Below are 17,714 nucleotides of genomic sequence, written 5' to 3'. Positions count from 1 at the left end.
TCTTTGAGATGAACGCGCAGCCGTTGCTGGAAACCACGGGCCTCTCAATCGCGTTCGGCGGTATCGCCGCCCTCGACCGCGTGGACCTAGCCGTGGGCGCGCGAGAGCTGGTTTCTGTGATCGGCCCCAACGGCGCCGGCAAGACGACGCTCTTCAACTGCATCTGCGGGCTCTACCGGCCGGACGCCGGGGTAACACGGTTCCAGGATGAGCCGCTGCCACGGCGTCCCGACGCAGTGGCCCGGCGCGGCATCGCCCGCACCTTTCAGAACCTCGAGCTGTTCCGCAACAGCTCGGTGCTCGACAACGTGATGCTCGGACGCCACCTGCACATCAAGACCTCATTTGTGGACGCGGCGCTGGGCACGCCCCGGTGGAAGCGGGACGAGGTGCGGCACCGCCGCAGGGTCGAGGAGATCCTGGACTTCCTCGACCTCCAGGCGACCCGCCGCCGTCGGGTGGGCGATCTTCCCATGGGCCAGCAGCGCCTGGTCGAGATAGCCCGAGCGCTGGCCACGGAACCTATCCTCCTGCTGCTCGACGAACCCTCATCGGGCATGACCGCGGAGGAGAAGGCCGATCTGGTCTTCAGGATCAAGGACATCCGGGAGGAGTGGGGCATCACGGTCGTGCTGGTGGAGCACGACCTGAAGATCGTCATGGGGATCTCGGACTGGATCGCGGTGCTCGATCACGGGGTGAAGATAGCGCAGGGCACGCCGGATGTGATCCAGCGCGACCCGGCCGTGATAACCGCCTACCTGGGGGAAACGGCATGACGGACGCCGGCGGCGCGCGCGACGGGCAGACCCGGGCCGCGGGGCGCACCGCGGGCGATCCGCTGCTGCGGGTCCGCAACGTCGAGACGGCCTACTACGGCCGGTTGACCGTGCTCCGCGGCGTCTCAATGGAGGTCCTCTCCGGCCAGGTAGTCACCATCCTGGGATCCAACGGCGCGGGCAAGAGCACGCTGCTGAAGACGATCATGGGGTACATCCCGGACCAGCCGGAGAAAGGCACCATCGAGGTCCTGGGCCGGCGCGTCAACGGATGGGACCCCGAGGACATCGCCCGGCTGGGGGTGGCGTACATCCCTGAGGGCCGCGGCATCTTCCCGGAGCTGACCGTGCACGAGAACCTGCGCCTGGGCGCCTATCCACGCAGCGATGGGGCCGTGGCCGCCGACTTCGAGGCGATGGAAGCCCGCTTCCCGATGCTGCGCGAGCGGCGCCGGCAGTTCGCGGGCACGCTCTCCGGCGGCGAACAGCAGATGCTCGCCTTGGCGCGCGCGTTGATGAGCCGGCCCAAGCTGCTGCTGCTAGACGAGCCCTCGTTGGGCCTCGCCCCCCGCATCGTGGGCGAGGTGTTCCGGATCATCCGGGAGATCCACACCGCGGGGACCGCCATGCTCCTGATCGAGCAGAACGCCCGGCAGGCGCTGGGGGTCGCGCACTACGGCTACGTGCTGGAGAGCGGCCGGATCGTGCTGGAGGGCATCAGCACGCGTCTGGAGGCCGACCCGAACGTGCAGGAGCTCTACCTCGGCATGGTCCGGGAGGAGTCGGTCAAGGGTTTCCGGCGGTTCAAGGTCAGGCGGCGCTGGGCGTAGCAGACCGTTTCACAACCACCCCAAACTATACAAGTCACCATTGTCTGACTATACTAGTCGTATAGACCCATCTTGCCCTGTCGGGGGTGAACTGCTTTGAAGCGCGTGCCGATAACTGAACTGAAGGCCCGCCTCAGCGAGCACCTAGAGGCCGTAAAAGCCGGAGAGGAAATAACGGTGACGGATAGGGGCCGGCCCATAGCACGGTTGACCCCCATTGCCCCTCAGGAGCAGCCTGATGCCAGAATCGAGCAGCTTGTCAGGGTGGGATTAGCCAGACCCCCAATCGCGCCGCTGCCGCCCGACATCTGGGACTGGCCACGACCAGAAGACCCCGAGGGGCGCGCACTGGCGGCTTTGATTGAGGAACGGCGGGAGGGGAGATGAAGTTCTGGGACGCGTCGGCGCTGGTTCCTCTGTGCCTCATGGAGTCCAGCACTGCAGCCGTCCGAGCGATCCTCTCCCGCGATCCGCAAATCGCCGCCTGGTGGGCGTCACCGGTGGAGTGCTGGTCGGCGTTCGCCCGCCTCCGGAGGGAGGGCGTCATTGATCTCGCCGGGGAGGAGGCTGCGCGAGCCATCCTGTTGGCCTATCAGCGCGCGTGGAACGAGATCTCCCCTGGGGAGGAAGTCCGCCGGCATGCGAGCCGTCTGCTCCGGTTTCACCCATTCCGCGCGCACGACGCCTTGCAGCTCGCCGCAGCGCTCACATGGGCTGGAGGGGCTGATGGCAGCGAGGCGGTGATTCTGGACAACCGGCTCCGAGAGGCCGCTCGCCTGGAGGGTATGGCGGTTCTGCCCTAGCCTGGGAATTCTACCCCCGATACAGCTCCGCGATCACGTCCTTGTACTTCTCCATGATCGTCTTCCGCTTCACCTTGAGGGTCGGCGTCACGTCGCCCTCCTCGGCGTACATCCGCTTTTGGAGGATCGCGAAGCGCCGCACCTGCTCGGGCGAGGAGAGCGTCTTGTTGACCTCGGCGACCTCGCCTTCGATCAGCGCCCTCACGTCGGGATTGGCGGCCAGATCGCTGTAGGTCGTGAACGGCAGGCGCCGGTCCTGTGCCCATTTGGTGACGTTCTCCTCGTCAATCACCACCAGGGCCACGATGTAGCGCTGGCGGTCGCCGATCGCGACCGCGTCGTTGATGTACGGGCTCGCCTTGAGCTTGTTCTCTATGTACTGGGGGGCTATGTTCTTGCCCGCCGAGGTGACGAAGAGGTCCTTCTTGCGGTCGGTGATGCGCAGATAGCCCTCCTCGTCGAACTCGCCGATGTCGCCCGAGTAGAGCCAGCCGTCCTTCAGCGCCGCGGCCGTGGCCTCTGGGTCGCGGAAGTAGCCGGCGAAGACATTGGGGCCGCGTACCAGTATCTCGCCGTCCTCGGCGATCCGTATCTCGACGCCGGGGATTGGGTGACCGACGGTGCCGAGCTTGACCGCGTCACCCTGGTGCATCGAGGTCGGCCCCGAGTCCTCGGTCTGGCCGTAGATCTCTCGCATGGGCACGCCCAGGGCCCAGAAGTAGAGCAGCAGGTCCGGCGAGATCGGCGCGCCGGCCGAGTACGCTACGCGGACCCGGTTCAGGCCCAGGCGGTGCCGCAGCGGACGCAGTACCAACCCGTCGCCCAACCGGACGGCCGCGTGCAGCCAGGCAGGCACGGCGCGGCGCGAGAAGCGCCTGCGTGCCGCCCGGTACGACAGCCCGATCGCGGCCCAGTATGCAGCCCGCTTGAAGATATCGTTCTCCTTGATGCGCAGGGTAACCACCGAGAAGATCTTCTCCCAAATCCGCGGCACCCCGAACACCAGCGAGGGCGCCACCTCGACGAAGTTCTGCATTACCGTGTCAACGTTCTCGATGAAGTTGACCGTGTAACCCCACCGGATCGGCAGGAACACCGAGAACTGCCGCTCCGCGATGTGCGACAGCGGCAGGTACGAGAGGAGCTCATCGGTGGAACTGACCGGGTTTGCCTTGTCGAGAACCTCGGTGGTCCAGACGATGTTGTGGTGGGTCAGGATCGCGCCCTTGGGAGGCCCGGTCGTCCCGGACGTGTATATGAGCACCGCCATGTCCTCGGGCCGGATCTCGACCATGCGCTCGTCCAGGGCATACGGGCGGCGGCGCGCGTGGTCCTGCCCGAGCGCGAGGAACTGGTCCCACATCATGACCATGGGGTCCTGGAACGTCCGCAGGCCCTCGGGGTCCATGACGACGATGTGCTCGAGGAGAGGCAGTCGGTCGCGGATCTCCAGGGCCTTGTCGAGCTGCTCCTCGCTCTCTACGATGAACACCCTGCAGCCGGCATGCTCCAGGATGTAGTGGGTCTGCTCGGGGCTGCTGGTGGTGTAGATCCCGGTCGTTGCGCCGCCGGCGGACTGGATGCCGAGATCGGCGAACAGCCACTCCGGCCGGTTCTCGCCGATCAAGCCGACCCGTTCGCCTCGCTGCACGCCGAGGGACAGCAGGGCGTTGGCCACGTGCCGCACCGCTCCGGCGTACTCCTCCCAGGTGATGCGGTGCCAGATCCCGAAGCGCTTTCGCCGCAACGCGACGCGCGCGGGCTGGCGTGCGGCCTGGGCGAAGAAGAGGCCGGGGACAGTGCTGGTAAGTACCGGACGGGGCTGGGTGATGACCATAGGTAATGCTTGTGATACTCCGCTGGCGCCGTGCTTCCTGCCGCCGGGAGAACAGGAGTTCGTGCGCCAGGCCGGAATGAATCCCCATGAACACCATGAACACCCTGCTCGATGGGCTCTTCAGCCTGCGGGATCAGGCCGCGCTCGTCACGGGCGGCTCCCGCGGCATCGGCCTTGAGATCGCGCGGGCGCTCGGAGGGGCCGGCGCCCGGGTGGCCATCGTCGCGCGCCGGGCAGAGTGGCTGGCGCCCGCGGAGAAGGCCCTGCGCGAAGCCGGCGTGACCTGCGCCGCGTTCTCCGCGGACGTTTCCGACGCGGAGCAGGTCGCCCGAACCGTCGCGGCGGCCAAATCCGCGGTGGGCGATCTCTCGATACTCGTGAACGCCGCCGGCCGCACCTGGGGCGCACCGGCCGAGACGATGCCGCTGGAGCGCTGGCGCGAGGTGATCGAGGCCAACGCCACCGGCGCCTTCCTGATGTGCCAGGCGGTAGGCCGGGGCATGATAGCCCTGGGATACGGCCGCATCCTCAACGTGGCCTCGGTGGCCGCTCTGGCGGGTTCGCCGCCGGAGATTCTCGCGGCATCCGGATACGCGGCGAGCAAGGGCGCGCTGGTCGCCCTGACCCGAGCGCTGGCCGTGGAGTGGGCCCGGCACGGGGTGACGGTCAACGCGATCGCGCCTGGCTTCATACCGACCCGGATGGCCGAGGCCGTCATCGAACGGGCGGGCCAGGCGCTGCTCGACAGGATCCCCATAGGCAGAATCGGAAGGGCCGAAGACCTGCTCGGTGCGGTCCTCTGCCTGGTGTCGCCATCTGGCGGATACATCACGGGCCAGGTGCTGGCGGTGGACGGCGGGATGATGGCCGCGTAGTGGACCGGGCAGACACGCGCGCCGAGTGAACGCGCCCATGCGTATCATACCCCTGGCCCTGCCCACCCCCTACCCGGTCGGTCCGGTCAACGCCTACCTGCTGCCCGGCCCGCCGGTGACGCTGGTGGACTGCGGACCCAAGACCCCTGAGGCGCTGACTGCCCTGCGGGATGGCCTGGAGCGGGCCGGGTCATGCCTGGAGCGGGTCGGTGTGCGGCTTGAGGAGATCGAGCGTCTGGTGATCACCCACGGACACATAGATCATTTTGGGCTGGCTGCCACCATAGCCGGCGAGAGCGGCGCCGAGGTTTGTGCCCACAGGGCCGACCTCCCCAAGTTGACCGGGGATCGCGCGTTCGTGGAGCCGATGCGGGCACTGATCAGCGAAGCCGGGTTCCCATCCGGCGTGGCCGAGGCCCTGCTGGATGTCTTGCGGAGGTACCGCGGCCAGCTCGATCCCATCACGCCGGCGTGCCTGCTCGACGATGGCACTCTGGTTCCCCTGGCAGACGGCACGCTGGAGGTCTTGCACACCCCGGGCCACGCGCAGGGGCACATCTGCCTTTGGAACGGCCTTTGGGACGGCGGCGCGCTGATCTCGGGCGATCTGCTGCTCGAGGAGATAAGCCCGAACCCCCTGGTGGAGTTCGACGGCAATGGGCAGCGGATCCGGACCCTTCCATCGCTGCTCCGCTCGCTGCGGCGCATCGCAGCGCTGGAGCCCGCGATCACGTACCCGGGGCACGGCGATCCGATCCCAGAGCCCGCGCGGCGGGTCCGCGAGCTACTGCTCCACCACGAGGCACGCAAGGACCGCCTGGGGCAGATGCTCGCCGGACGCGCGTGGACGCTCCGCGAGCTTGCCGCCGCCTGGTTTCCAGATCTTAGCCCGGCCAACCTGATCCTTGGGCTGTCCGAGGTGCTGGGCCACCTGGACCTGATCGAAGAAGCGGGCCATCTGGCGATCGAGCAACGTGACGGTATCCTGCACTACGCGTTGGAGCCGTCTCCCCGTGCCTCAACGTAGACTGACATGACAGAAGGCGTCTTCTTCCGCGACCTGGCCCTTCTGCTCATCGCGGCGGTGGTGGGCGGCGCCCTGGCGCAGTGGCTGAGACAGCCGGCGTTCGTGGGCTACATAGTGGGCGGGCTGCTGATCACCGCGATTGCAGGCCCCAGGATCTCCGACACCGCCACGTTTCATCTGTTTGCCGAGTTCGGTGTGGTGCTGCTCATGTTTGCGCTGGGCGTCGAGTTCTCGCTGCGCGAGCTCTGGAAGGTCCGCGCCCTGGCGTTTTTGGGCGCGCCGGTCGGGGCAGCGGTGATCACCGGCCTTGCGGCCTCCTTGATGGTCGCGGCAGGATTATCCCTCGCCGCCGGCCTGGTCGTCGGCCTGGCGCTGGCGAACTGCAGCACGATGGCCCTGGCGAAGCTGCTGGCGGAACGTGGTGACCTCAACGGACCGGTGGGCAGGGCCTCCATCGGAATCTCTCTCGCCCAGGACGGGGGGGTCATTGCCGCGTTCTTCCTCATCCGCGCGCTGGCGTCAGCGCAGGGCGCGCCTGCGGCAGGTCTCTTGATTGCCATGGCGCAGGCAGCAGCGGTCCTCGCCGCGTTCTTCCTGCTGGCCGACCGGCTTGTCCCTGCGCTGCTTGGGCGGATCGCTCACGCACAGAACACCGAGTTGTTCGTGCTGGTGGCTGTAACGATCGGGGTCGGCACCGCGGCGCTTTCAGCAGGCCTCGGGCTCTCGCTGGCGCTCGGCGCGTTCCTGGCCGGACTGGCCATCAGCGAATCGGAGTACACCACGGAGACGCTGGCCCGCGTGCTGCCGCTGCGCGACCTGTTCGTCGCTGTGTTCTTCGTTTCACTTGGAATGTTGATAGACGTGAGGTCGCTCCTGGAACGGCCCGTCCTGCTGCTGCAGATGGTAGGGGTCGTGCTGCTCGCCAAGGCCGTTGTCTGGATAGGGTTGGCGCTGGTGTTTCGGAGCCCTCTCCCGGTCGCCGTGGCCGTTGGTATAGGCCAGGCCCAGATAGGTGAGTTCTCCTTCGTCGTCGCCCAGTTGGGGCGGGCGGTAGGCCTGCTGTCGGCAGAAGTATACAGCGCCGTTCTGGCCACCTCGCTTGTGACCCTGGTGGTCAACGCGCTGGTCTTCAGGCGCAGCCGACCACTGGAGCGATGGGCGGACCGGTGGGCGCAGGAACCTGCGGTCGAGCCGGTGAAGCGCGCGCCCGCGGTGCTCATCGCCGGATACGGCCGCGTCGGGAGCACTGTTGGAGAAGCGCTCGAGAGCTTCAACGTTCCGTTTGCGGTGGTGGACTTCAGCCCCGTCGTTGTACGGGCTTTGCGGCGCCGCGGCATCCCAGCCGTGCTGGGAGACGCGGCGAACGAGATCGCACTGCGCGAGGCCGGCGCTTCGGGCGTGCGTCTGGCGGTGCTGGCCATCCCCGACACCGTCAAAGCCGCGCTGGCGACCCGCCAGGTGCTCGGCTTGAACCCAGGGGCCGCGGTCATCGCCCGGGCCCACTCGCGGGACGACCGGGAGGGGCTGCTGGCTGCAGGGGCCACCGAGGTCATCCTCCCGGAGATCGAGGCAGGGATGACGCTCGTGGACCATGCCCTGCACCGCCTGGCAGTGCCCTCGCAGGAGGTGCGCACCTACCTCCGGCGGCTGCGCGAGCTGGAGAGGCCGGGCGCGCGGGCGCTAGAAGGCGTGTCCGGGGTTGCCCTGCTCCAGGCGGCAACGGTGCGGGTCGTCGAGGGACCCCTCGCGCACCAGTCGCTGCGGCGCATACGAATCAGGGAACGCACCGGCGTGACGGTGGTCGGCATCGAGAGGCCCGGAGAAGAGCCCCATTGGAACCCGCCGCCGGAAGCCGTCCTGCTGCCGGGCGACCAGGTAACGGTGGTTGGGCTGCTCGAGCAGATCGAACGCTTCCGTCGGGTCAACGCCGGCACCGAGGAGTAGCGGTTGACCGGCCGGAGGGCCCATGGTAACATCCGACCCAATCACCTGTCGCCCATGCTTTGACGGAGGCCAGTAGTCGCGGGCGAGGCGCAAGCGAGCCGGGGAGCTCACTGATCTGAGCTGGTGTGAACCCTGCCGCCGGAGCCCTGACGAACCCACCTCCTGAGCCGCGGTCCAAGCCCCGCCCTGCGGAGTGCCCAAGGCCGCCGGGTGTGCCCGATATCGCACGCTGAGAGCGCAGCCGCCTCCGGAGGCGTATTGTCCGGCGCGCGGCTGCGAACTGAGGTGGCACCGCGGAAGCCCCTTCCGCCCTTGGGCGGAGGGGCGATTGCTTTTCGTGGGGTCATTCTGGAAGGGCGGTGAGTTGGATGGACGCCGCGATCGGGTTCATCGGCGCGGGCAATATGGCGGAGGCGCTGATCAGCGGTCTGCGCAGCGCCGGGATGGACGGCGCGCAGATCCTGGCGACCAACCGCAGCCGCCGGGAGCGCCTCGACCACCTGAGCGCCTCCTGGGGAATACGGGTCACGCCCGATAAGGCAGAGGTCTGCGGATCGGCGCGGGTGCTGGTCCTTGCCGTCAAACCCGGGGATCTGGCACAGGCGGCGCAGGGGCTGCGGCCCCACCTCGTTCCGGAGCACCTGGTCATCTCTGTGCTGGCTGGAGTGCGCTGCTCCTCGGTTGAGCATCACCTGGGCGGGGCGTCTGTGATCCGCGCCATGCCCAACCTGCCGGCGGCGGTCATGGCCTCTGCGACCGCGCTCGCCTACGGCCAGGGGGTGGCCGATGAGCACCGGGTGGCAGCGGTGTCCCTGTTCAACCGGTTGGGCAAGACCGTCGAGGTGCGCGAAGAGGCCCTCGACGCGGTCACTGCGATCGCAGGCAGCGGCCCGGCCTATGTCTACCTGTTCATGGAAGCGTTGATTGAGGCAGGCGCCCAGGCCGGCCTGTCGCCCACGGTGGCAAGGGACCTGGCGCTACAGACCGTCTACGGCGCCGCCAAGCTCGTGAGGGAGACCGGCGGCGACCCGGGCGATCTCCGGCGCCGCGTGACGTCGCCGAACGGCACCACCATGGCGGGATTGGCCGCCTTGGAGGAGGGCGGGTTCGCGGCCGCCATAGGGAAGGCGGTGCGCAGCGCAACCCAACGCGCAACTGCGCTTGGCAGGTAGCAACAAGGACCCTGCGCGATCAGCGGCGTAGGTACCAGGCATGCAGGTATAATGGTTGCGGGCCGCCGTCCACTGCGGGCGTCGGCTGATTGATCCCAGACCTGCGAGGTGACCTACTGTGAGAACCGCGATGCGCAGCGTGGCGCTACTCACCGTGCTCGTCATGTCCGCCGCCGGGCTCGTTTTCCTCCCGGCACGGACCTTTGCCCAGTCCCAGCAGGTGGCGGTAATCACTTCGTTCCCAAAGGAGTTGTTTGACGCCTACAAGGCCGCGTTCGAGAAGGCCAACCCCGGGTGGACCGTGGCCGTTGTTCCCAAGCCCACGTCGGCGGCCATCACGCATGTGCGCGAGCGGGCGGCGCGGCCTGACGTGGACGTCTTCTGGGCCAGCGCCGTGGACGCGTTCTTCTTCTTGAAGGCCAACAACCTCATCGAGCGGTACGTGCCGCCGGCCGAGTTCCGGCGCGGCGTTCCCGACAAGGTGGCCGGGTTCCCGATCAACGATCCCGACGGGTTCTTCCACGGGTTCGCTGTGAGCGGCTACGGCATCATGTGGAACAAGACCTACCTGGCGCGCAACCGCCTGCCCGCGCCCAAAGAATGGGACGATCTCATCAAGCCCGTCTACTTCGGCCACCTGGTCATCACCGCCCCCAGCCGCAGCGGCACCACCCACCTGACCGTCGAGACGATCCTGCAGGGGTACGGCTGGCAAAAGGGCTGGGAGCTGCTCATCCAGATGGGGGGCAGCATGGGCGCGATCACCGAGCGCTCCTTTGGGGTACCCGAGGCCGTGATCGCCGGGCACTACGGCATCGGCGTCGTTATTGACTTCTTCGGGCTCTCGGCAATCGCATCAGGGCAGCCGATAGACTTCGTCTATCCCTCCCTGACGTCGGTGGTGCCGGCCAACGTCGCAATGATCAAGGGCGCGCCGAACCCCGAGGGCGCCCGCCGGTTCATAAACTTCCTGCTGAGCGACGAAGGCCAGCGCCTGCTCTTCAAGCCCGATATCGCGCGGCTGCCGGTGCGGACCACGCTCTACGCCGAGGCGCCCAAGGGGATTCCCAACCCGTTCAAGATGCAGGCCGGCGTGCAGTTCGATGCCGACCTGTCGGCGGGCCGCTACAACGTCACCAACCGGATGTACGACCAGGTCATCACGTTCCGCCACGCCGATCTAAGGAAGGCCTGGGAGGCGATCTACCGCGCGGAGCGCGCGGTGGAAGCCGCCAGGTCGGCCGGCCGCGACGTGGTGGAGGCCGAGCGGCTGCTGATCCAGGCCCGGGCATCGGCGCGCTACGTGCACGTGAGCGAGAAGATGGCGGCGGAGGTCAGCGGCGGCATGGACCGCGACGCCGCCTACCGAAGCGCCAAGGAGCGCGAGTGGGGCGAGGTGGCGCGGACCTCCTATGCACGAGCCCTGGCGCTCGCGAACCAGGCCGAGGATCTGGCGCGGAGGCGCTAACGGTACCGAAGGGCCCGTGACCGGACCCGATCAATGAGCATCCCCGCGCCCCAGATGGTGCCCGCGCCGGTTGCGGCGCGGCTGCCGCACCTGTGGCGGGTGACCGTGGACCCCGGGCACGCCGCCCTGATGGCGATCCTGCTGGCCATCCTGGGTGTGTTCGTCGTCCTGCCGATCGGCGTGGTCCTGAAGGTCGCGCTCACCGGCACCGAGGGTGGGGTGACGCTCTCCCACCTGGCGCGGTTCTTCCATACACCGCTCTACGTGGAATCGCTGGTCAACAGCCTGGTGGCAGGCCTGTGGACCGTGGCCATCGGCACGGTGCTGGCCCTCCCCCTGGCGTTCGTCGTGGCCCGCTACGACTTCCCCGGCCGGATGCTGGTGGTCACGCTCGCCACCCTCCCGCTGGTCATACCGCCGTTCGTGGGCGCGATCGCGCTGATGCAGATCTTCGGCCGCGCAGGGGCCGTGACGCTCCTGTTCCAGGATCTGTTCGGCCTGCGGCTGAACATCATGGAGGGCCTGCGCGGGATCATACTGGCGCAGGCGCTGCACTTCTTCCCGTTCATCTTCCTGACCGTGACCACCGCGCTGCTGAACGTGGACAGGTCACTGGAAGAGATGGGACAGATGATGGGGGCGCGCGGCTGGCGGTTGCAGCGCCGGGTGGTGTTCCCGTTGGTGCTGCCTTCGTACGCGGCCGGCGCGCTGCTCACGTTCGTGAAGGCCGTGGACGACATCGGCACGCCGTTCATCCTGAACTTCAAGAACATGCTCGGGCCGCAGGCCTACCTGCGCATCACGACGGTGGGACGTGACGACGTGGACGGGTACGTAATCTGCGTCGTCATGGTCGTCATCTCGATCGTCTGCGTGCTGGCCTCGAACTGGATCGTCTCGCGACGCGAATATGCCACGCTCCAGACCGGGGCGCGCTCGCCCGAGGGCGGCCGGACGCTGACCGGGTGGCGGCTGGCCGGGGTGCTGGGTCTTTGCGCCGCGATCATCGGCGCCGGGCTGATCCCGCACCTGGGCGTGGTAATGCTGTCGTTCAGCAAGGTGTGGAGTCTCAGCTACCTGCCCAGCGCCTACACGCTGGCCAACTACGCCGAGATCTTCCTGCGCGCCCCGCGCTTCGTGGTCAACACCCTTGTCTACAGCGTAGGGGCGGCGCTGCTGGGCGTGGTGCTGGCAGCGGCGATCGCCTACCTGCTCCAGCGCGGCAGGGTTCCCGGCAAGGGACTGCTCGACTGGATCGCCATGATGCCGATCGCCCTGCCCGGGGTAGTGGTGGGCGTGGGCTTCCTGCGCGTGTTCTACGGAATCACGCTCCCCTGGATAGACCAGCCCCTGGCGGCCACCTGGGTGATCTTCGTGCTGGCCTACATGGTGCGGCGGCTTCCATACGCGCTGCGCGCCAGCCATGCGGCGCTGCATCAGGTACACCCGTCGCTCGAAGACGCCGCCGGGATTGCCGGCGCGCCTCGACTGCGGGCGTTCCGCCGGGTTGTGCTGCCGCTCATCCTGGGCGGTGTGATTGCCGGGGGCGTGCTGGTGTTCGTGACCGCGGCGGTCGAGTTCAGCGCCACGATCATCCTGGTCAGCCGTATCGAACAGAGCCCGCTGGCCTACGGGATCTACATCTACTCCCAGAGCGCGCTCGGCCGGGGCTCCGCCGCGGCGCTTGGGGTCGTGGCGATCGTGATCGTGGCGCTTGGAACGTACCTTGCGAACCGGTTGAGCGGCCGGGGACGGATGGCGTTCACTCTGTAATCGAACACGAGTTGGAGGGACCGTGCTTGCGCCTCAGGCCTGTTGACGTCGAGGTCCGCGGATTGCACCGGCGCTTCCGTGACATGGTGGCGGTGCACGATCTCTCGCTGTTGATCCAGCGCGGCGAGTTCTTCACCTTCCTCGGCCCGAGCGGCTGCGGCAAGACGACCACGCTGCGAATGATCGCCGGACTGCTCGAGCCGGACGCCGGGGAGATTCGCTTCGACGGGCGGGACATGACGCGCGTCCCGCCCTGGCACCGCAACATCGGCATGGTCTTCCAGAACTACGCCCTGTGGCCGCATATGACGGTGTTCGAGAACGTGGCCTTCGGCCTGGTGGAGCGCCGGACTCCGCGCCGTGAGATCGGCGGACGGGTGGAGGAGGCGCTGCGCCTGGTTGGCCTGGAAGGGCTGGGCAATCGCCTGCCGTCGCAGCTCTCCGGAGGGCAACAGCAGCGGGTAGCACTGGCGCGCGCCGTGGTTGTGGAGCCGGCCCTGCTGCTGCTGGATGAGCCCCTCTCCAACCTGGATGCCAAGCTGCGGGTGCAGATGCGCAACGAGCTGGTCAAGCTTCAGCGGCAGTTGGGCATCACAACGATCTACGTAACCCACGACCAGGAAGAGGCGTTGATGCTTTCCACTCGCGTCGCGGTGATGCACCTCGGGTACCTGATGCAGATCGGTTCGCCACAGGACGTCTACGAGCGGCCGGCCGACCCGTTTGTTGCGGACTTCCTGGGCGGAGCCAACTTCCTGCCCGGCGCGGTCCGCGCCGTCTCCAGCGAAGGGATCGCCGTCGCGCTGGAAAGCGGGGAGGCACTCCACGCCTCGGCGTCCCGCAACGCGGGGTTTGCGGCCGGTGAGCGCGCCACGGTGTGCCTGCGACCCGAGGTGCTGGAGATCGTATCCCCGGAAGAGGCCGCCGATCACGCGGCCGGCGCCGGCAATGTCCTCCGCGGCACGCTGCGTCTGCGGAACTACCTGGGCTGGATCATGACCTGCGAGATCGAACTCCGGGGCGGTGCGCTGATCCGCGCTCAGGCCGCCAACCCCCGCACCCAGTTGCGCTTCGCAGAGGGAGGGCCGATCGCGGTCCGGTTCTCACCCGAGGACGTGCTCCTGCTCCGGCACTCCGCCTAACCTCGACGGATCTCCGCCGGCAGGTCTAGAAACCGGCGGGTCACCTCGGGGTCGAAGTGCTTCCCTGCCTGCTCGCGTATGTACGCCAGCGCCTTCTCCTCGGACCAGGCCCGGCGATACGGCCGGTCCGAACGCAGCGCGTCCCAGACATCTACCACCGCGAAGATCCGAGCCGAAGGCGGAATGTGCTCTCCTGCCAATCCTTGAGGATACCCGCTGCCGTCCCACCGCTCGTGGTGGCAGTAGGGGATGTCCAGCGCCGGCCTCAGGAACGGGATGGGCGCGAGCATATCGCGGGCCAGCGCGGGATGGCGGCGCATCGTCTCCCATTCGTCGTCGTTCAGCGGGCCGGGCTTCAACAAAATAGCGTCGGGCACGCCCATCTTGCCGATGTCGTGCAGGAGGGCTCCCCGGCGGACATGCACTATCTCGGGCTCCGGGATTCGCAGGTCACGTGCCAGGCGCAGCGTCAGTTCCGTCACGCGCCGGGTGTGCCCTTCCGTCTCCCGATCCCGCAGGTCCAGTGCCCGCCCCCATCCCTCCAGGGTAGCATCATACGCAAAGGCCAGCTCGAGATGGGACCGTTGCAGCGTCTCGAACATCTCAGCGTTGTCAATGGCTATGGCCGCCTGGGCGGCCAGGCCGTCCAGGAACTCGCGCCAGTCCGGCTCCGTTGACAGCGGGGTGCGGCCGAAGAGCTCCAGCACCCCCTTGACCTGTCCCTTGGCTATCAGCGGCACCGCCAGGTAGGCGACGAATCCGGCTTGCTCCATGGCGCGGGCCAGCCCGGCCGGTGCCTGACTGAGATCGCTGATGGCGACCGCCCGCCGCTGGAGCACCGCCTGTCCCGCCGGCGTGGCCACCAGAGGGATGCAAAGGGCCGGGTTCGCCAGAAATGGAACCCCGCTGTTGGCCGCGGGCTCCAGCGCCATCAGGTCCGGCCGGAGGAGGAGCACTGCCGCGCCATCCACCTCCATTACCGTGGCTGCCTCTTCGGCGAGCAGCTTTAAGATCATGCGGAGGTCGAGATTGGAGGTGATGGCCCTGTCAATGGTCCGCGCCGTTGTCAGGCGGTGCACCTGTCGTTCGGTCTGCTCATGCAGTGTCGTCCGGTGGATGGCCGTGGCCGCCATGTTGCCGATGGCCCCCAGCAATCGAACCTCGTCGGCCAAGAGAGGGGTGTGCCGGCCGGCCCACAAGGCGCCGATGGTCTGCGTGCCCGCTATCAGCGGGACGCAGGCCACCGAGTGGACACCTGCGAAAGGGGCAAGGTTCACAAGATGCGGATCGGTGCGCACGTCCGCGCTCACGTAGGGTTCTCCGGTGGCGATGACGTGCCCGCTGATCCCGGCACCTCGAGGCAGGCGGTCCCCGGTCCACGCGGCCCAGGCCCCCATGCCCAGTTCGTGCACCGCATCGCCGGTGGGCGGATCCACAAGCACCAGCGAGACCCCTTCGGCGCGCAGCAGGTACTGCACCCTCTCCTCCACGGCACGGATTATCTCTACGCGGCCGGGCGCGGCGCGCAGAACGGCGGAGACCGCGGCCAGCGTGCTCAGCTCTTCGGCGCGCCGGCGCGTCTGGTCGTGCAACCGCGCGTTGGCAAGGGCCTGGCTGGCCGCGGCGGTGGCGCTGAGGGCCAGCGACAGCTCATACTCCGAGAACTTGCGCGGCTGGCTGGTTATCAACGCGACAACCCCGACCTGCTGCTCGTGGATCACCAGGGGCACGACGACGAGCGTGGAGATCGGGCGGTCCTGGAGTGCCTCGGCGACCGGGGCCACGCTTGGGTTGCCCATCACGTCGTGGATGACCGCTGGCCGCGCGGGGCCCGATCCAAACAGCCGCTCGACCTCTCCCGCGCTCAGCGGCACGCTCAGCCCGCAGACAGAGATCCGGGGGTCGGTCGTTTCCTCGGCGATCACGTCGAGCCGCGTGCGATCATCGGACAGCAACGCGGCTGCCGCAGCCGGCACATCAAAGGTCTGGGCGAGTTCGCGGCACACCGCGCGTAGCAGCTCACCGGGGTCCTGCGCCGCGGACGCGGCGGCGATCACCTGGTTGAGGAGCAACGCCTCCCCGAGATGGCGGCGCTGGGCCTCGTCGGCGCGCATTCGCTCCAGACGGGCGGCGATGATCTCTCCTGCGCCGCCCAGCAACCTGATATCCTCGTCGGCCCACGCCTTTTCGGTCCGCACCGCATCGAACCCCAGAAACCCGGCCAAGTCTCCTCCGGTCATCAGGGGTACAACGAGCACCGATTGGATCCCCTGCGCTTCCAGGATCTCGCGCTCGGCGCGCGCCTCCGCGGGAAGGTCGGCGACGCGCGTGACGTGGATGACCTCGCCACGGCGCAGCCACTCCATCCACCAAGGGAAGACCGCCGTCGGGAGGCCCTGGAGCCGTTCGATCTCGGGACTGATGCCCTCGGCGGTCCACTCGTGCGTATCGTTCATGGTGGAGCCGTCCTCCGAGATCAGGAAGAGGTAGCTCCGGTCCACCTGTCCGTACTCGCCGATCCGGCGCAGCGCCTCGTTGACCGCCGCATCGAACCCGGCGGCTGCCGTGGTTGCGAAAACCCTGGAGATCGTGGCGACGATGCCCTCCAGCTCGAGCCGACGCCTCAGTGATTCCTCGGCCCGGACGTGGTCGGTAATATCGAACATGTAGCCTTGGATCTGCACCAGATCGCCGCGATCGTCGAAGATCCCAAGGACGTTCTCCACCACGACGATCTTGGCGCCGTCAACCCGCACCATCTCGGTCACGAGGCCGGCAAGCTGCCGCTCGGTTCGCACCCTCTGTAGAAACGCCTCCCGACCCTGCGGTGAGTCGTACAGCGAGACTGCATTTGCCGACATCGCGTCTTCCACCGACTGGAAGCCAAACAACCGGGCAAACGCCTGATTGCACTCCAGGATCTGGCCGTCCACCGTCGAGAGATAGTCGGCCTCAGGTCGTGCTCGAAGAAGTGTCGGTACCGCGCCTCGCTCTCCCGAAGCGACTGCAGCAACCGTTTGTGCTCGGTGATATCGCGCGCAGCGCCGAGGATGCGTACCACCCGCACCTGCGCAGGATCCCAGACTGGGATCGCCTGATCGAGCAGCCAGCGCGTCTCGCCGCGCCGTGTCAGGAACCGGAACTCCAGGGTGTCCGGCTTGCCGGACGCAACCCGGCGTGCGTGCTCGATCGCCGCCGGGAGGTCCTCCGGGTGCACGAGGGTCTGCCACCCGCCCTGGGCCCATATCTCGTCAAGGGTGTACTCGAAGACCCGCGCGAACGACTCGGACACCCATTCGCCGCGCAGGGACTCATCGGGCATGACATGGAAGGAGTACGCGTAGTCTGAAACGAGGCGTGAGAGCGCCCGGAACTTGTCCTCGGCGCGGCGAGCGGGGGAGTGGTCGTCTCTATGCTTCGTCGTGGGTTTCGGCTTGGCCGGGCTCATCCATTTAGATATGCCCAAACGCGGTGCTTCCTAGCCGCTCAACCCGCCCATGGTCTCCCGGCGTCCAACACATTGAGATCCCACATCAAGGGAGGTATGACCATGCGGTACTTCCTCATCTGTGTCATCGCCGTGGCGCTGGTGACCTCGGCCTGGACCGGCGTCACACGCGCGCAGACCGACGACGAGTCTACGCCACCCTGGGCGGATGTCCCCGGGCTCGACGATCTGATCGCGCAGGCGCCTGGGGCGCCAGGGCCGGGGGCTCCAGGGCCGGGAGGAGTGGGGCTACGCCAGCGGCTCGGGCTGACCGAAGCGCAGGCCCAACGTGTCGAACAGGCCCTGGCCGCGCACCGGGAGCGGACGGCGCGTCTGCGGATCGCACTGGGGCGGGCCCGGCTCGATGCCCGTGAGTTGTCGCTGGAAACCAAGCCCGACCGGGCGAAGATCGAGGCGGTATCGCGCCGCATCGGCGATCTGTACGGCCAGATGGTGCGCGCGCGCCTGGAGGTCGGGTTCGAACTGCGAGCCATCCTGACCCCGGAGCAGTGGAGCCGGTGGCGTGAGATGAACGCGCAGAGGATGCGGGCCCGTCGCGACCGAGTCCGCTAATCCA

Annotated in this window: 15 protein-coding genes; 12 read left to right on the top strand and 3 right to left on the bottom strand. The window is 67.8% G+C overall.

Annotated elements, in window-relative coordinates; translation table 11 throughout:
- Positions 1 to 8: 8 nt before the first annotated feature.
- The 4 genes from FJX73_05425 (at position 9) to FJX73_05410 (ending at position 2,412) form a co-directional block, all read left to right on the top strand.
- The gene (locus FJX73_05425; GenBank protein ID MBM3470216.1) at positions 9 to 779 is read left to right on the top strand and encodes an ABC transporter ATP-binding protein; all 771 of its coding nucleotides are present in this window, start codon (positions 9 to 11) and stop codon (positions 777 to 779) included.
- Entirely contained in the window at positions 776 to 1,609 is an 834-nt protein-coding gene (locus FJX73_05420) for an ABC transporter ATP-binding protein (GenBank protein ID MBM3470215.1), read from the top strand. The genes FJX73_05425 and FJX73_05420 overlap by 4 nt, the downstream gene beginning before the upstream one ends.
- 96 nt (positions 1,610 to 1,705) lie before the next feature.
- Positions 1,706 to 1,996 carry a type II toxin-antitoxin system prevent-host-death family antitoxin gene (locus FJX73_05415; protein ID MBM3470214.1) on the top strand — a complete coding sequence of 97 codons (291 nt, stop codon included), beginning with the start codon at positions 1,706 to 1,708 and terminating at the stop codon, positions 1,994 to 1,996.
- Positions 1,993 to 2,412, top strand: coding sequence for a type II toxin-antitoxin system VapC family toxin (locus tag FJX73_05410; GenBank protein MBM3470213.1), 420 nt, complete (start codon positions 1,993 to 1,995; stop codon positions 2,410 to 2,412). Before FJX73_05415 ends, FJX73_05410 begins: the two co-directional genes overlap by 4 nt.
- A gap of 10 nt (positions 2,413 to 2,422) precedes the next feature.
- On the opposite strand, the gene FJX73_05405 is transcribed toward FJX73_05410, so the two are convergent.
- On the bottom strand, positions 2,423 to 4,249 hold the full coding sequence (locus FJX73_05405; protein ID MBM3470212.1) for a long-chain fatty acid--CoA ligase: 1,827 nt from the start codon (positions 4,247 to 4,249) through the stop codon (positions 2,423 to 2,425).
- A gap of 95 nt (positions 4,250 to 4,344) precedes the next feature.
- On the opposite strand from FJX73_05405, the gene FJX73_05400 reads away from it, so the two are divergent.
- The 7 genes from FJX73_05400 (at position 4,345) to FJX73_05370 (ending at position 13,650) form a co-directional block, all read left to right on the top strand.
- On the top strand, positions 4,345 to 5,124 hold the full coding sequence (locus tag FJX73_05400) for an SDR family oxidoreductase (protein MBM3470211.1): 780 nt from the start codon (positions 4,345 to 4,347) through the stop codon (positions 5,122 to 5,124).
- Positions 5,125 to 5,161: 37 nt separating this feature from the next.
- Complete coding sequence (locus tag FJX73_05395) at positions 5,162 to 6,151, top strand: MBL fold metallo-hydrolase (protein MBM3470210.1); 990 nt, start codon at positions 5,162 to 5,164, stop codon at positions 6,149 to 6,151.
- Positions 6,152 to 6,157: 6 nt separating this feature from the next.
- Positions 6,158 to 8,095: a hypothetical protein gene (locus FJX73_05390; protein MBM3470209.1), complete on the top strand. Its 1,938-nt coding sequence runs from the start codon at positions 6,158 to 6,160 to the stop codon at positions 8,093 to 8,095.
- 368 nt (positions 8,096 to 8,463) lie between these two features.
- The gene (locus FJX73_05385; GenBank protein ID MBM3470208.1) at positions 8,464 to 9,267 is read left to right on the top strand and encodes a pyrroline-5-carboxylate reductase; all 804 of its coding nucleotides are present in this window, start codon (positions 8,464 to 8,466) and stop codon (positions 9,265 to 9,267) included.
- Positions 9,268 to 9,430: 163 nt separating this feature from the next.
- On the top strand, positions 9,431 to 10,735 hold the full coding sequence (locus tag FJX73_05380; protein MBM3470207.1) for an extracellular solute-binding protein: 1,305 nt from the start codon (positions 9,431 to 9,433) through the stop codon (positions 10,733 to 10,735).
- Positions 10,736 to 10,768: 33 nt separating this feature from the next.
- Positions 10,769 to 12,508, top strand: coding sequence for an iron ABC transporter permease (locus tag FJX73_05375; GenBank protein ID MBM3470206.1), 1,740 nt, complete (start codon positions 10,769 to 10,771; stop codon positions 12,506 to 12,508).
- A gap of 26 nt (positions 12,509 to 12,534) precedes the next feature.
- Entirely contained in the window at positions 12,535 to 13,650 is a 1,116-nt protein-coding gene (locus FJX73_05370) for an ABC transporter ATP-binding protein (protein ID MBM3470205.1), read from the top strand.
- Here the strand turns inward: FJX73_05370 and FJX73_05365 are convergent.
- Both FJX73_05365 and FJX73_05360 read right to left on the bottom strand, forming a co-directional pair.
- Positions 13,647 to 16,880 (bottom strand): GAF domain-containing protein, encoded by a 3,234-nt coding sequence (locus tag FJX73_05365; GenBank protein MBM3470204.1) that lies wholly within the window; start codon positions 16,878 to 16,880, stop codon positions 13,647 to 13,649. The genes FJX73_05370 and FJX73_05365 overlap by 4 nt on opposite strands.
- Complete coding sequence (locus tag FJX73_05360) at positions 16,415 to 17,098, bottom strand: PAS domain-containing protein (protein ID MBM3470203.1); 684 nt, start codon at positions 17,096 to 17,098, stop codon at positions 16,415 to 16,417. The genes FJX73_05365 and FJX73_05360 overlap by 466 nt, the downstream gene beginning before the upstream one ends.
- Between FJX73_05360 and FJX73_05355 the strand changes: the two genes are divergently transcribed.
- Complete coding sequence (locus FJX73_05355; GenBank protein MBM3470202.1) at positions 17,063 to 17,710, top strand: periplasmic heavy metal sensor; 648 nt, start codon at positions 17,063 to 17,065, stop codon at positions 17,708 to 17,710. The genes FJX73_05360 and FJX73_05355 overlap by 36 nt on opposite strands.
- The last annotated feature ends 4 nt before the right edge of the window (positions 17,711 to 17,714 follow it).

The sequence above is a fragment of the Armatimonadota bacterium genome, from assembly GCA_016869025.1.
GTDB lineage: Bacteria > Sysuimicrobiota > Sysuimicrobiia > Sysuimicrobiales > Humicultoraceae > VGFA01.
This window is presented reverse-complemented; position numbering and strand designations above follow the sequence as displayed.

Excerpts from the sequence above, each read along its gene's own strand:
- FJX73_05380 (MBM3470207.1), top strand. The coding sequence starts at position 9,431 with ATGTCCGCCGCCGGGCTCGTTTTCCTCCCGGCACGGACCTTTGCCCAG.
- FJX73_05410 (MBM3470213.1), top strand. The coding sequence starts at position 1,993 with ATGAAGTTCTGGGACGCGTCGGCGCTGGTTCCTCTGTGCCTCATGGAG.
- FJX73_05395 (MBM3470210.1), top strand. The coding sequence starts at position 5,162 with ATGCGTATCATACCCCTGGCCCTGCCCACCCCCTACCCGGTCGGTCCG.
- FJX73_05360 (MBM3470203.1), bottom strand. The coding sequence starts at position 17,098 with ATGAGCCCGGCCAAGCCGAAACCCACGACGAAGCATAGAGACGACCAC.
- FJX73_05390 (MBM3470209.1), top strand. The coding sequence starts at position 6,158 with ATGACAGAAGGCGTCTTCTTCCGCGACCTGGCCCTTCTGCTCATCGCG.
- FJX73_05425 (MBM3470216.1), top strand. The coding sequence starts at position 9 with ATGAACGCGCAGCCGTTGCTGGAAACCACGGGCCTCTCAATCGCGTTC.
- FJX73_05420 (MBM3470215.1), top strand. The coding sequence starts at position 776 with ATGACGGACGCCGGCGGCGCGCGCGACGGGCAGACCCGGGCCGCGGGG.
- FJX73_05375 (MBM3470206.1), top strand. The coding sequence starts at position 10,769 with ATGAGCATCCCCGCGCCCCAGATGGTGCCCGCGCCGGTTGCGGCGCGG.
- FJX73_05400 (MBM3470211.1), top strand. The coding sequence starts at position 4,345 with ATGAACACCCTGCTCGATGGGCTCTTCAGCCTGCGGGATCAGGCCGCG.
- FJX73_05355 (MBM3470202.1), top strand. The coding sequence starts at position 17,063 with ATGCTTCGTCGTGGGTTTCGGCTTGGCCGGGCTCATCCATTTAGATAT.
- FJX73_05385 (MBM3470208.1), top strand. The coding sequence starts at position 8,464 with ATGGACGCCGCGATCGGGTTCATCGGCGCGGGCAATATGGCGGAGGCG.
- FJX73_05405 (MBM3470212.1), bottom strand. The coding sequence starts at position 4,249 with ATGGTCATCACCCAGCCCCGTCCGGTACTTACCAGCACTGTCCCCGGC.